Origin of the sequence: Nonlabens tegetincola, assembly GCF_002954355.1 — a bacterium.
Taxonomy (GTDB): Bacteria; Bacteroidota; Bacteroidia; order Flavobacteriales; family Flavobacteriaceae; genus Nonlabens; species Nonlabens tegetincola.
In genome coordinates this window covers 247,076-261,277 of record NZ_MQVV01000017.1, presented here as the reverse complement: position 1 = coordinate 261,277, position 14,202 = coordinate 247,076, and the positions used below count along the sequence as shown (strand labels likewise).

Here is a 14,202-nt window from a genome sequence, read left to right as displayed (position 1 = left end):
GCTATTGGATTTTGCGCTTACGCGAAAGCGATAACAACTTTCACGATTTGCTAATTAATATTTTTAATTAAGTTACTGTCTACTTTATTTGGTAACGTGACTTTCAAATCTGGATTAAGTTCCATTGCTCGTTTAATCGCAAATGTTGCATTTTCATTACGAGCCCAGTTTCTTCTTGCTATTCCATTATTAACGTCCCAGAAAAGCATGCTCTCCAAATTATTTTGAGCCTCTTTACTACCATCAATAACCATGCCGAATCCACCATTAACTACTTCGCCCCAGCCTACACCACCGCCATTATGAATGGAAACCCATGTAGCACCTCTGAAGCTATCGCCTATTACATTATGTATAGCCATGTCTGCTGTAAATCTAGAACCGTCATAAATGTTTGATGTTTCACGGTACGGTGAATCTGTTCCTGATACATCATGATGATCTCGGCCTAAAATTACAGGGCCTATTTCTTCTTGCGCTATGGCTTGATTAAAAGCTTTGGCTATTTCTATTCTTCCTAAAGCATCTGCATATAAAATACGTGCTTGTGACCCTACTACAAGTTGATTTTGTTGTGCGCCCTTAATCCATTGGATATTGTCTTGCATTTGTTGTTTAATCTCTTGTGGAGAGTTTGCTGCTAGTTTTTCTAAAACTTGAGTAGCAATTTCATCTGTTTTTTTAAGATCTGTAGGATCATTACTAGCACAAACCCATCTAAATGGGCCAAACCCGAAGTCAAAACACATAGGTCCCATTATATCTTGTACGTATGATGGGTATTTGAATTCTGTAGTTTCTCCTTTGATGTTAGCTCCTGCACGACTGGACTCTAATAAAAAGGCATTACCATAATCAAAGAAATAGGTTCCTTGATCAGTATGTTTATTCACAGCAGCAACGTGTCTTCTTAAAGAATTTTGAACCTGACTTTTAAATTCTTCAGGTTGTTCACTCATCATTTTATTTGCCTGTTCAAAAGATAGATCTACCGGGTAGTAACCGCCAGCCCATGGGTTGTGTAAGCTAGTTTGATCGCTACCTATCGCAATTTCTATTCCTGCTTCATGGAAGGATTCCCATACATGAACGACGTTTCCTAGATAAGCAATTGATAAAGGTTCCTTGTGTTGTTGGGCAACTTTTACTCGTTCTACTAACTCATGTGTGTTGTCAATTACAATATCCACCCATCCTTGTGAATGTCGAGTTTGTACCGCCTTTGGATTCATTTCGGCACAAACGGTGATACAACCTGCAATATTTCCAGCTTTTGGTTGTGCTCCACTCATACCTCCTAATCCAGAAGTAACAAATACATTACCTAATGGAGATTTTCCAATTTTTCTAAAGGCGTTTAATACAGTTATTGTGGTACCATGAACGATTCCTTGAGGACCTATATACATGTAGGATCCTGCTGTCATTTGACCGTATTGGGAGACACCTAGTGCATTAAATTTTTCCCAATCATCAGGTTTAGAATAATTAGGTATCATCATTCCATTTGTAACAACACAGCGAGGAGCCTTTTTATGTGAAGGGAATAACCCCATTGGGTGACCGCTGTACATGACTAAAGTTTGTTCATCGGTCATTTCGCTCAAATATTGCATAGTGAGTAAATATTGAGCCCAGTTTTGAAAAACAGCACCATTACCACCGTAAGTGATAAGTTCATGAGGATGCTGTGCAACCGCGTGATCAAGGTTATTTTGAATCATGAGCATTATTCCTGCAGCCTGTTTAGAACGAGCTGGATAATCGTCGATAGATCTAGCTTTTATTTCTTCCTTAGGCATGAAACGATACATATAAATACGTCCATACTCGTCTAATTCCTGTTTAAACTCTGGTAATAAAATGGAGTGAAATTCAGGTTTAAAATATCGGAGTGCGTTGCGCAATGCAAGTTGTTCTTCTTCTTTATTGAGAATTTTTTTTCTTTTAGGAGCATGGTTTACTGAGTTGTCATAGACATATGGGTCTGGTAAAGATTCAGGAATACCCTGTTTTATACTCTGTTGAAATATGTCTAAATCAAACTGACTGTTGTTATTAATAGTGTTGTTCATTATTTCTGGCTGTTTGTTTTTTTATTGTAACCGTATGGGCAGTGTCTGCATCCACTTTCACAACAATAACCTCTTTTTAAATGGTATTGTTCAGTGAAACAACGATACCCTTCTGGTGTTAAGTAGTAATCTCCTTCCTCAAGGGGAATATGTTTTTTCATGGCTTAAAAATACTATTTTACGGTGGTATGACCGTAAGGATAATAGGCTTTTGACTTAATAAATACTACCTTTATCACTATGATAGTGATCGAAATTTCATTTCTTAAAAATTATAACGGTATAACGCTATATCCATTTTTATTAGTCAAATCCAAATCGCTTAAAAATGATCCGGTTTTTATGAATCATGAAAGAATTCACGCCAGGCAACAGCTGGAACTTTTAATCGTCTTTTTCTATTTATGGTATCTGTTGGAATATCTAATATTAAGAGTTAGTAAATCACATGATCTAGCCTATAGATCAATAAGATTTGAAAAAGAAGCTTATTATATGGAAACGGAGCTACAATACTTAAAAAAGCGAAAACCCTATGCTTTTTTACATTATTAGCTTGCTACCTTTGTCCTATGCAAGATTATGGAGTAATACAGTCTGAAAATCAGTTTTTTAAAACACTTAATAACGTTTTAATAGATATTAAGCGAGAAGACTTATTGCATCCTGAAGTATCTGGTAATAAGCTTAGGAAATTAAAATATAACATATTACATGCACAAGAAGAATCCATCAATACCCTAGTTACATATGGAGGAGCTTTTTCAAATCATATAGCAGCCACAAGCGCCGCTGCAAAAATTGCTGGTTTATCTAGTATCGGGATTATAAGAGGAGAGGAATTGGGTTTAAATCTAAAAAAAACCTTAGCAAGTAATAATACCTTACTCACGGCTCACAACAATGGAATGAAATTTCACTTTGTAACTAGAGAATCTTACAAGCAAAAGGATGATCAATACTATCGAGAGCTTTTTAAGGAACACGGTAAACTTATGATTATCCCAGAAGGTGGAACTAACCAACTGGCAATTCAAGGAACCAAAGAAATATTAACCGACCAAGATAAATCTCATTATGATTTTATTGCCGTGGCTGGCGGAACAGGTGGAACGGCAGCAGGTATTATTGAAAGCAGCGCACCTAACCAAAAGGTTTTAGTGTTTTCTGCCTTAAAGGGAGGTTTTTTAAAGGAGGAAATAAACAAGCTTACTCTTCGTTCTAATTTTCAAGTGTTTTCTGAGGATAGATTTGGAGGATACGCAAGGTCTGATAATGAACTAATTAAATATATGAATTCACGCTTTCGCGAAAGCGGAGTACCACTTGATCCCATATACACTTCAAAAATGATGTTCCATCTAGAAGACCTTATTTTAAAAGGTGTTTTTCCTAAAGATTCTCGTATTTTAGCAATTCATACAGGAGGATTACAGGCGATCGCTGGTTACAATCAAATGTTGAAAAGAAAAAGAAGAGAAGAAATTACTTATGAGTTTGAAATTTAAAAATTTGCTGATCATTTTCTTTGGAGTGATGCTATTAACATCGTGCGGTGGTAGTAAAAAAGTAGTGACTACAAAGAAGAAAAAGACAACTCAAACAGTCACTCAACCAGATTCGACGCCACAAGCCATAGGTCAACAAGAAGAAGATAAGGTTACTAAAACTACAAAGCCTGATAGTAAAGATAAGGTGTCCACTTACATAGATTTATTTGCTAATACCGCCATGCGAGAGATGAAACTTTATAAGATACCAGCTAGTATCACGCTAGCTCAAGGTATTCTAGAAAGTGGATCTGGTGAAGGTCGTCTAGCTGTAGAGGCTAACAACCACTTTGGAATAAAATGTCATAAAGGATGGACTGGTGGACGCATATATCATGATGATGATAAGGCGCAAGAATGTTTTAGGACCTATAATGATCCAGACTATTCTTATCGTGATCATTCTCTATTTTTGAGAGATAGGAAAAGATATGCAGGTTTATTCAAATTACAACCAGATGATTACCAAGGTTGGGCCAAAGGTTTAAGAGCTGCTGGATATGCCACAGATAGACGTTACCCTCAAAAACTCATAAGTTTAATTGAGCGTTATGAGCTATACAAGTACGATAATATGGTACTAGGAAACCCTACGGATTCTAAAACCAGAACTATCACCGATGTAAGACCAAGTGTACAAGCATCGCACAAAGTTGTAGCCGGCGACACACTTTATAGTATTTCAAGAAAATATAATATTACAGTAGATCAATTGAAAGCCTTTAATGGTTTAAAGGACAACACTATTAGTGTAGGTCAAGAACTATTTGTAGAACCTCTTCCTAAAGATTTTTAATGTCATTTATTTATCAACGTAGTAGTGCCTTATTTAATGAGGCAAAAAAATATATTCCTGGTGGTGTAAACTCACCGGTACGAGCATTTAACGCAGTAGGCGGTGATCCCGTATATGTCAAAAGCGCCAAAGGAGCTTATCTTCAAACTGAGGATGGACATGAAATTATAGATTATATAGCTTCATGGGGTCCAATGATATTAGGTCATGCCTTTGAGCCCGTAGTGAATTCGGTAAAAGAGGCTGTTGACCGTGGTACTTCCTATGGTATGCCTACTGAATTGGAGACCAAAATTGCTGCTCTTGCCATTGAAATGGCTCCTAATATTGATCAAATTAGAATGGTAAACTCTGGTACCGAGGCTTGTATGAGTGCAGTAAGGCTAGCTAGAGGTTACACAGGTCGAGATAAAATTATCAAATTTGCAGGTTGCTACCACGGGCATAGTGATTCCTTTTTAATTCAAGCTGGTAGTGGTGCGGTGACTTTTGGGAGTCCAAATAGTCCTGGAGTAACAAAAGGAACAGCTCAAGATACTTTACTTGCCCAGTACAACAACCTTGATCAGGTTGCACAGCTATTTGAGCATAATAAGGATCAAATTGCCTGTATCATTCTAGAGCCTATTGCTGGTAACATGGGTTGTATAATACCACAGGAAGGATTTCTACAAGGATTAAGAGAATTGTGTGATCAAAATAATGCACTACTCATTTTTGATGAGGTGATGACTGGTTTTAGGCTAGCTCGTGGTGGTGCACAAGAGGTAACAGGTGTAAATGCAGACATTGTTACCTATGGTAAAGTCATAGGTGGCGGATTACCTGTAGGAGCATTTGCAGCACGTCAAGAAATTATGAATTATTTAGCGCCACTAGGTCCAGTTTATCAGGCTGGTACATTAAGTGGTAATCCACTAGCGATGAGTGCCGGATATGCAATGTTAGATCATTTGAATAAACATCCAGAAGTGTTTGATAGTCTTTCTCAAAAAACGGAGTATTTACATAAGGGAATTCAAGAAGTTCTAGAGAGTAAGGGAATCGAGTATCAGATTAATAGATTTGGATCGATGATGTCAGTTCATTTTACTCCAGATCCAGTAGTGGATTTTGAAAGCGCAGCCAAAGGAAACAATGAGTGGTTTAAAAAATATTTTCATGGATTGCTAGAACGAGGTATTTATTTGCCACCTAGTGCATTTGAAAGCTACTTCTTAAATGATGCTCTTTCTTATCAAGATCTAGACAGAACTATTGAGGCTACTCAGGAAGTAGTTAAAAGCTGGTAGCATAACTTTTGCTACTTTAGTGAGATGGAAGCATTTTTAAAATTCTTTGAAACATTGCCCATCTACTATAAATTGGTGTGGCTGATAGGTTTGATTACCCTTTTCTGGATTCTTGAAGGATACTATAGTTTTTTAAAATCACCTTACGATAAATGGAAGCATGCTCAAACAAATCTTGCCTTGCTTTCATTTACTATGATTATTAATGTAGCATTTGGTTTACTGACTGCTGGTGTTTTTATTTTTCTAGAGCAAAATAGTTTAGGTGTATTAAATTATGTGAGTTTGCCTATATGGTTAGAACTAGGCATAAGTTTATTAGTACTAGATCTTGTTGCTCAATATGGCATTCATTTTTTACTACATAAAAGTAGTGTTTTATGGAGGCTTCACACGGTACACCACAGTGATACTTTTTTAGATGTTACTAGTGGGACTAGACATCACCCTTTGGACTTTATGTTAAGGGAATTTGCGGCTTTGATAGCAGTAGTGATTACAGGTATGCCTATAGGTTTTTATCTTATATATAGGATCATTACAGTATTTTTCACTTATTGGAGTCATGCAAATATTAGTTTGCCTAAAAAACTGGATAAAACATTAAGCTACCTAATAGTAACACCTGTTATGCATAAATTCCACCATCATGATAGTATGCCTATAACAGATACAAATTTTGGAAATATTCTGAGTATTTGGGATCACATATTTGGAACCTATTACTATGGTGATAGCCAAAATATCAACTACGGATTGGACATTGTCGATAGTAAGCGCTCAAACGATTTGAAGTATCAGTTAGGTTTGCCTTTTAACAAAACCATCCAGTATAAAAACAAAGAAGGCTCTCAAAATTGAGAACCTTCTTTTAATCGACCAATCTATATTATTATTTAGGAGATTGTTTGCTTTTTAATAAGTTGTACTTTTCTGTACCTAGTACTTCTTTAAGGCGTTTTTCATAATTACTTTGTACATCATTTAAAGTTCCTTGCAAGTCATTCGTTTCTCCTCTTTGCGCTTCTCTTTCTATACGAATAACCATTGATTCGCGATCTCTAACTATTTCTCGTAGCTCGCTTACCTTTTTCTCATCCAATTTAACAGCATCAACAATCAATTGAACTTTAGTTTCTATTTTCTTATTGAATTCTTTAACTCTGATATGAGTTTGCGCAGAAACTTCCTGTTGTTCTGCCGTAATAGTTTGTTGTGAATATGCACTTACTGAACACACAATGGCTAATAAGAATATGATCTTTTTCATTTGATGGTATTTGTTGAGTTTAAAAATAAACAAATAATATAAACTAGCCTTATCAATAATTAAAACTTAGTTTAATTACTCATTTCTTCTACGTTTATGTTTCTTTCTGCCTTCAGTTCTCTTTCTTTTATGCATTTTCTGCCACTTTTCGTATTGATCGGCTGTTAGAATTGATTTCATTTTTCTTTTAAAATCAAGTTTTTTATCCAATCTGGTGTTTAAACGATTGAACTTTTCGTCATTACTCAAATTTTTCATTTCCTCGCGATTCTCTCTCAAGCTTTGACGTTCCAATTCTTGATTTGCGATTAATGGTTCAATACTATTGATTTGCTTGTCCGACAAATCTAGTGCTACAGCCATTTTTTTAACTTTAAGTTCTGCGCGTTGTTGTGGTGTAAAATCATTTCCTTTTTTTGGAAATGGGCGTTGTGCTACGGATATCGCTGTCACAAAAAATGTAGCGATTAGAATGATGTTTTTCATATTTAAAATTTTATTTGTCCTTATGACTGGCTTATAGTTGAAAAGTTTAATCAAAGAAAAACCGCTAGTATTTACTAGCGGTTTTTATAATTTTAAAATCGTACCAGTTCAGGCTACACTAAATCGATAAAAAGTCCATCATCTGTTTTCTCAACTTTGGCTACCTTTTTACCAGTCAATCCTTTTACTGTTTTATCCCATTTCTTATTAGATAATCCACTGTCAGATTTAAGCGCATTCAACTCTACTTTGCCTGATTTTTTTAATAGTTCATATACCATTTTTTCATCATCATTGAGGTCGACGTTTAATTTTTTCTCCGGTCTCATCTGTGGGAAAAATAAAACTTCTTGAATGGATGGGTTGTTGGTTAAAAACATAATTAGTCGATCCATTCCTATTCCTAATCCAGACGTAGGTGGCATACCGTATTCTAGAGCTCTTAAAAAGTCTTGGTCTATAAACATCGCCTCGTCATCACCACGATCGGCTAGAGCCAGTTGAGCTTCAAATCGCTCGCGTTGATCTATAGGATCGTTAAGCTCACTATAAGCATTGGCTATTTCTTTACCACAAACCATCAATTCAAAACGTTCCGTAAGTTCTGGATGATCACGGTGTTCCTTGGTTAATGGTGACATTTCTTTAGGATAATCAGTAATGAAGGTAGGTTGAATAAAGTTTCCTTCACATTTTTCACCAAATATTTCGTCGATGAGCTTTCCTTTACCCATTGTGTTATCTACTTCTATTCCTTCCGCTTTCGCGAAAGCGTACAACTCTTCCTCGCTCTTACCGGTAATATCAAAACCGGTGAACTGTTTGATAGCATCAGTCATGGTGACTCTAGGGTATGGAGCTTTCCATTCAATGGTATGATCGCCAAATGTACTTTGAGTAGTACCATTTACTGCAACCGCGCAATGTTCTAATAATTGCTCGGTAAAATCCATCATCCAGTTATAATCTTTGTAAGCCACATAAATTTCCATGGCTGTAAATTCTGGATTGTGTGTGCGATCCATCCCTTCATTCCTGAAGTTTTTACTGAATTCATATACACCGTCAAATCCTCCTACAATCAATCTCTTAAGATACAGCTCATTTGCAATACGCATATAAAGAGGAATGTCAAGAGAGTTGTGATGTGTGATAAAAGGCTTTGCAGCCGCACCACCAGGAATAGGTTGTAAAATTGGAGTCTCTACTTCAAAATATTCACGCGAATTGAAAAATTCACGCATGGCATTAAAAAGTTTTGTTCTTTTGACAAAAACATTTTTAACATCTGGATTAACTACTAAATCCACATATCGTTGACGATAACGTTGTTCTGCATCATCAAATTTGTCATAAACCTTTCCATCAGCATCCGTTTTTGCAAAGGGTAGTGGACGCAAGGTTTTCGTAAGCAATGTGAAATTAGTGACTTTTACAGTCATTTCACCTACCTGTGTTTTAAAAAGCTCACCTTCTATTCCTATAATGTCACCTATATCTAATAATTTTTTATAGACTTCATTATAAAGCGTTTTGTCATCACCGGTACAAATTTCATCACGATTAAAGTAAACTTGTATACGACCTTCTGAGTCTTGAACTTCGGCAAAACTAGCCTTACCTTGTATACGTCTAGAGGTTAATCTACCAGCGATGTTTACCTTTTTACCTTCTTTAAAATCGGCTTTAATTTGTTTAGTAGAATGGTCTACGGGATAAAGCGCTGCTGGATAAGGATCTATTCCCATCTCACGCAGTTTTGCCAATTTTTCACGGCGTACGATTTCTTGTTCAGAAAGTTGCATAAATAGGTGTTTTTATAAGCCTGCAAAGGTAAATTAAAACAGAAAAGTAACTTTAATAAGAATGTGAAAAATGAAAAGAACATTATTAAGAGTACTTTGATTGTCTAATAGTCTGTTGCTAAATAAAAAACATGTGCTTTTTAACGAGTTCTTTTCAGCTCAAAAAAACTGATTATAAAGTAGTTAACCTAAGTGTATTTAAATGTGTTTAAGTCACTACTAAAAACTGATCGTTGTGAATTCATCTAGATTAAATATGCTGAAGAAAAAAATGTAACATTTGTCATTTTATACAGTCATATTACTGCAATCACATCACCTTTAAATTATAATATATGAGCGTTTGGCGAGTAATTTTGGCCATTATTTTTCCTCCACTTGCAGTAATTGGTAAAGGCTGTGGTTCTATTTTGATTGTATTGATATTAACCTTGTTAGGATGGGTTCCTGGTGTTATTGCTGCATTGATCATACTAAATAACCCTGACAGATAATATAAATATTTAGCGATTTAGTATAAGTTTAACCAAAGTTAATATTACCTTTGCAAAATGAATAAAAAGGTCTTCTTTCAGGATTTAGGGGTCGGTGACTATAAACAGACCTGGGTTTATCAAGAACAACTCTTTAAAGAAATTCTTGATATTAAAATTGAAAATAGGAAAGAAGATTCCAAGAATCCTACACCTAATCACCTATTATTTGTAGAACATAATCACGTTTACACGCTGGGTAAAAGTGGTGATCTGGATAATCTTCTTGCCAATGAAGCCGTCCTTAAACAAATCAATGCCGATTTTTATAAAATTAATCGTGGCGGAGACATCACCTATCATGGTCCTGGACAGATTACAGGTTACCCAATTCTTGACCTAGAAAATTTCTTTACTGACATTCATGAATATTTACGTTTACTAGAAGAAATCTTCATTAAAATTTTGGCCGATTACGGCCTTAAAGGTGAACGTAGCAATGGTGAAACTGGCGTATGGCTGGATGTAGGAACACCATTTGCACGTAAAATTTGTGCTCTAGGAGTACGTGCTAGTCGTTGGGTTACCATGCATGGTTTTGCTTTTAATGTAAATACAGATCTAGGTTATTTTGACCATATTATTCCTTGTGGAATAGAAGATAAAGCAGTAACATCTCTAGCAGCAGAGCTAAAAAGACCTGTAGATCAAGAGGAGATCAAGCAAAAAATTAAAACCTATTTTGTTGAGCTTTTTGAAGCAGATCTTGTAGAAAAGTAATTCTCGTCTTCTTGCCGATCATGTAAATTGAATTAACATTCTTTACACATGAATTACAATATCCTTAAGTAGTCTCAATGATGTACTAGACTACTTTTATAGGTATGACCCTATCAATTGAAGATATACGTGCTTGTATTGAAGAGCCTGAATATGCTGCACAGCTGGCAGATTTGGTTTATGTAACAGACCAACATTTAAATATTCATAGGAAAAAATACGGTCGTGGATATACTTACCTAATTGATAATGAATCTAGATTAACCGATAAGGCTCAACTTAAAAGGATTAAATCGTTAGTGATACCGCCAGCTTGGCAACAAGTGCGAATAAGCGCTATCGATAATGGGCACTTGCAAGTTGTTGGACGCGATGCTAAAAACCGTAAAGTATATCTCTATCATGACCTCTGGAATTTAGTTCGTAATCAAACTAAGTTTTTTAAAATGTCCGCTTTCGCGAAAGCGTTACCAAAAATTAGAAAGCAACTAGTAAACAGTCTTCAATTGGCAGGAATGACGAGAGAAAAATGTCTTGCGCTAGTTATAAAAATAATGGATGAAACTTATGTGCGCATAGGCAGTTCAGGATATGCTAAGCGCAATGGGACATATGGATTGTCTACAATGCGCATGCGTCACTTAACTGATACAGGATCAAAAATTATCTTTGATTTTAAAGGAAAACATCAAATTGATCAACATGTTGAAATTGATGATGCACAGCTGGTAAAAGCGATACAGCAATGTGAGGAAATTCCTGGTTGGGAACTTTTTCAGTATTACGATGATGACGGGAACCATCAATCTATTGAAAGTCATGACGTCAACGATTATCTGCATACCATCGCAGGAGATATTTTCTCGGCAAAGGATTTTAGAACATGGGGCGCGACTAGAGAATTCTATACTTTTTTACTACAATCACCTGATTTGAATACTGAAAAAGATAGAGAAGCTAATCTACTGCAAGCCTATGATGCTGCTGCCGAAGCTTTAGGTAACACGCGTAGTGTATGTAGAGAATATTATGTTCATCCTCATATCGCTGATGTTTATAAACAATCTGGTTTTGTAGATGAGAGGAAAGAAATTAAAGAATTAAAAGATCGTACCTATTTTACTGCTATTGAAACTAGAATTCAACAGCTTATAGATGATTTTGAAATTGAATTTAAGCCATCAATTTAAGAGCGTTACCACTTATATAGTAGGACATCATCACCATCTAAAGTGACTAGGGAATGCCATTTACCAGCAGTTTTTACAGACGCCGTAGTATTACCGTAAACAGGAAATCCATTAAGTAAATCACCTTTTTGGGAGAATATGTAAACCTTATTTTCTGCGTTATCAACTAGTGATATGAAGCTTTTGTTCTTGTTCTCATAAACCGAAATGTGCTCATAGCTACCATAAGGTATTTCAACTTTATTCTTATTGATAAACAGATTATTATCGTTGTAACTCACTCTTTGGGACTTTGAGCTATCAAAAGAGTTACCATACTTATTGAAATTTTCAAATGCTACTTCTCCATTAAGAGGATTAATTGAGAAGAATTTACCGTCTTGATCTAGTCCAACCAATTTATTTTTAAACTGTTTGAGTTTACCTTTCAACGCAATAGGAACTGTAACCTTAGTTCTGGTTTTTCCAGTACGATTAATTAGGGCTATTTTATTTTCTGCTTTAGCAAACGCGATAAAATCTTTGTTGTTTACCCTAATATGTTGTGGTGATGTTAGAATTTCTCCATCAGGTTGATAATTAAAGCCTTTAACAGCATTACCATTTATATCATACATGAATAATCTTGAACCCTGAGTTACAACAAATCGGTAATTACGGCTGTTGTCATAATCAAAAACACTTACCGGTTGATCTATACCGTTTTTAAATTCTAATGGATATTTATTTACGTCCTTGCCATTGCGATCTAGATAGTAAATTGCTTTTTCAGTTGTGAAAACTAACTGTTTGCGACCATTTTTATAGCCGTCAACAACTTGTATCTCGCCTAATATTTTTCCTTTCAACTGTTTAGACCAGTGTCGTTTACCCTTGTCTGATACTAAGTGAAGTTTTAATTCGGCGTCTTGAAAGGCAACATCATATCCTTTAGTTAAATGATTGGGGAATAGGAATGGTCCTGCAATAATACTCGAGCCTGATTTATAAGTCATACTCTGTTGAACGCTACCACTGTTTAACTCATCGTTTACTACTGGAATGTGGAAATTATAATGAGCGTATTCGTTTTCATGTACGTATTGAGATATAATAAATGGATAAGTTTTACTTGACAGTTGCTTTAAAATCTTGCTGTCGTTTTTACTTACCGTAGAGTTTTGCTTATAAAATTCTATACTACTAATTGAAGTGTAGCTACTTGAGCTATTTATCGAACTGTTTAGATCTTGCCACCAAATTTGATCGGCCAAAGTACTTTTGTTGGTAATTGCAGCAATGATTTGCTCGGGTGTAGTTGCTTTTTCAGACAATATAAAGTGAGATCCTAAAACAGTAATATATGAATAGTTTTTTTGAGGTAAAATAGGAGATAAGCTACTCGTATTGATAGGTTCTCTTAATTCATAAATGGTTGTGTTACGATATTCAAACTTGGCTGTGGATAAACTATCCAGGTTGAGAAAGAAAGTTTCGTAAGGTTCTAGTCCAAAAGCTACAACGTGCTCCTTATCCCAGCTTATTTTACTTAACTCATAACAGTTGTCTAAAATATTTTTTACAGTAGCGGTAACCTCGTGATTAATTGATTTTTGCCTGGACAAATTGGATATGATTTCTTGATGATTCTTATAAGTAGTAGTTTCTACATTGGTGAAATTAAGAGGTAATATTTCAGCTATGTGGTTAGTTCTAGCAGTCAGGCCATCATAAAGTGCATGGCGCATTGATGTACTGTCTGAATACGTGAGAATACCAGAGAATTGTATTGCAAGATCGTTGTTTTCTGGTTCTACTTGATACCAATGAGCATAGTTTCCCTTATCATTTATATTGCGACCATAGATAAATTCTTTAAGCCAATTTCTATCACTGGCTTTTACATATAAGGATACCGAATTACCACTAGTTTTTTCATATAAAGATTTGAACTCGTCATTAAACACATAATCAGCAAGTTCTCGTCTTATTTGACTTTCAATTATAAGTTTTGAACTACTAGCGAGATGCAATCCTTTATGATTAAGAAAATAAAAATCAGTACTATCTGTTTTTGATTGATAGTATTTTGTTTCATTGTAATTAAAGGTTGATGTAGTATCCCTATATTTTGGTAGGTCCGAAGAAATTAAAGAAATGACCACTTCATTTTTACCTTCAATGCTTACTGTGATTAGATTGTTATCACTTTCTTGATATAATTCTAAAAAGCTACCTGCATTTTTAATTTCTTGTAGTCTATCTAGATTTTTTATTTGGTTATATAGAGCGTTATTTTCTATAAAACTAAATACATCCTCCATGTTATTTGCGTCAATAATGATCTTAGAATCATGTGGTATACGATGGAGGAGATTTAAATCTATTTGGGAGTCTTTTTCACAGCTAGTAATAAGCAGAACCAAAACAAAGATTCTCAAAAAGTTTTTCATAGACCTAGTTTTATACAAAGGTAAAAGTTATATGAAATAACACACAGTTCAAA

Annotated in this window: 13 protein-coding genes; 7 read left to right on the top strand and 6 right to left on the bottom strand. The window is 35.2% G+C overall.

Going from position 1 to position 14,202, the window contains the following annotated elements; all coding sequences use genetic code 11:
* Window positions 1–50 precede the first annotated feature (50 nt).
* Window positions 51–2,075: a urocanate hydratase gene (hutU, locus tag BST93_RS12800; RefSeq protein ID WP_105019471.1), complete on the bottom strand. Its 2,025-nt coding sequence runs from the start codon at window positions 2,073–2,075 to the stop codon at window positions 51–53.
* Entirely contained in the window at window positions 2,075–2,236 is a 162-nt protein-coding gene (locus tag BST93_RS14230) for a C1orf53 family protein (RefSeq protein ID WP_181072639.1), read from the bottom strand. Before BST93_RS14230 ends, hutU begins: the two co-directional genes overlap by 1 nt.
* Window positions 2,237–2,647: 411 nt before the next feature.
* Between BST93_RS14230 and BST93_RS12790 the strand changes: the two genes are divergently transcribed.
* Genes BST93_RS12790 through BST93_RS12775 form a run of 4 tightly spaced genes read left to right on the top strand, consistent with a single transcriptional unit; the run spans window position 2,648 to window position 6,574 of the window.
* A complete protein-coding gene (locus BST93_RS12790) occupies window positions 2,648–3,583 on the top strand; it encodes a 1-aminocyclopropane-1-carboxylate deaminase/D-cysteine desulfhydrase (protein ID WP_105019469.1) in 936 nt (311 codons plus the stop codon).
* The gene (locus BST93_RS12785) at window positions 3,567–4,421 is read left to right on the top strand and encodes a glucosaminidase domain-containing protein (protein ID WP_105019468.1); all 855 of its coding nucleotides are present in this window, start codon (window positions 3,567–3,569) and stop codon (window positions 4,419–4,421) included. The genes BST93_RS12790 and BST93_RS12785 overlap by 17 nt, the downstream gene beginning before the upstream one ends.
* On the top strand, window positions 4,421–5,713 hold the full coding sequence (hemL, locus tag BST93_RS12780) for a glutamate-1-semialdehyde 2,1-aminomutase (RefSeq protein WP_105019467.1): 1,293 nt from the start codon (window positions 4,421–4,423) through the stop codon (window positions 5,711–5,713). Before BST93_RS12785 ends, hemL begins: the two co-directional genes overlap by 1 nt.
* Window positions 5,714–5,737: 24 nt before the next feature.
* Window positions 5,738–6,574: a sterol desaturase family protein gene (locus BST93_RS12775; RefSeq protein ID WP_105019466.1), complete on the top strand. Its 837-nt coding sequence runs from the start codon at window positions 5,738–5,740 to the stop codon at window positions 6,572–6,574.
* A gap of 31 nt (window positions 6,575–6,605) precedes the next feature.
* On the opposite strand, the gene BST93_RS12770 is transcribed toward BST93_RS12775, so the two are convergent.
* The 3 genes from BST93_RS12770 to lysS all read right to left on the bottom strand — a co-directional run bounded on the left by BST93_RS12770 (window position 6,606) and on the right by lysS (window position 9,274).
* Window positions 6,606–6,983: a hypothetical protein gene (locus tag BST93_RS12770; protein ID WP_042277696.1), complete on the bottom strand. Its 378-nt coding sequence runs from the start codon at window positions 6,981–6,983 to the stop codon at window positions 6,606–6,608.
* Between the two features lie 75 nt (window positions 6,984–7,058).
* Window positions 7,059–7,469 (bottom strand): DUF4890 domain-containing protein, encoded by a 411-nt coding sequence (locus BST93_RS12765; RefSeq protein WP_105019465.1) that lies wholly within the window; start codon window positions 7,467–7,469, stop codon window positions 7,059–7,061.
* A 113-nt stretch (window positions 7,470–7,582) separates the two neighbouring features.
* A complete protein-coding gene (gene lysS, locus BST93_RS12760) occupies window positions 7,583–9,274 on the bottom strand; it encodes a lysine--tRNA ligase (RefSeq protein WP_105019464.1) in 1,692 nt (563 codons plus the stop codon).
* 335 nt (window positions 9,275–9,609) lie between these two features.
* Here lysS and BST93_RS12755 point away from each other — a divergent pair, with 335 nt between their 5' ends.
* The 3 genes from BST93_RS12755 to BST93_RS12745 all read left to right on the top strand — a co-directional run bounded on the left by BST93_RS12755 (window position 9,610) and on the right by BST93_RS12745 (window position 11,717).
* A complete protein-coding gene (locus BST93_RS12755; RefSeq protein ID WP_082586949.1) occupies window positions 9,610–9,768 on the top strand; it encodes a YqaE/Pmp3 family membrane protein in 159 nt (52 codons plus the stop codon).
* Window positions 9,769–9,825: 57 nt separating this feature from the next.
* Window positions 9,826–10,527, top strand: a complete 702-nt coding sequence (gene lipB / locus BST93_RS12750) for a lipoyl(octanoyl) transferase LipB (RefSeq protein WP_105019463.1) — start codon at window positions 9,826–9,828, stop codon at window positions 10,525–10,527.
* Between the two features lie 104 nt (window positions 10,528–10,631).
* The gene (locus BST93_RS12745; RefSeq protein ID WP_105019462.1) at window positions 10,632–11,717 is read left to right on the top strand and encodes a DNA topoisomerase IB; all 1,086 of its coding nucleotides are present in this window, start codon (window positions 10,632–10,634) and stop codon (window positions 11,715–11,717) included.
* Between the two features lie 5 nt (window positions 11,718–11,722).
* Here BST93_RS12745 and BST93_RS12740 read toward each other — a convergent pair whose 3' ends face one another.
* Window positions 11,723–14,149, bottom strand: coding sequence for a hypothetical protein (locus tag BST93_RS12740; protein WP_105019461.1), 2,427 nt, complete (start codon window positions 14,147–14,149; stop codon window positions 11,723–11,725).
* Window positions 14,150–14,202: the final 53 nt, after the last annotated feature.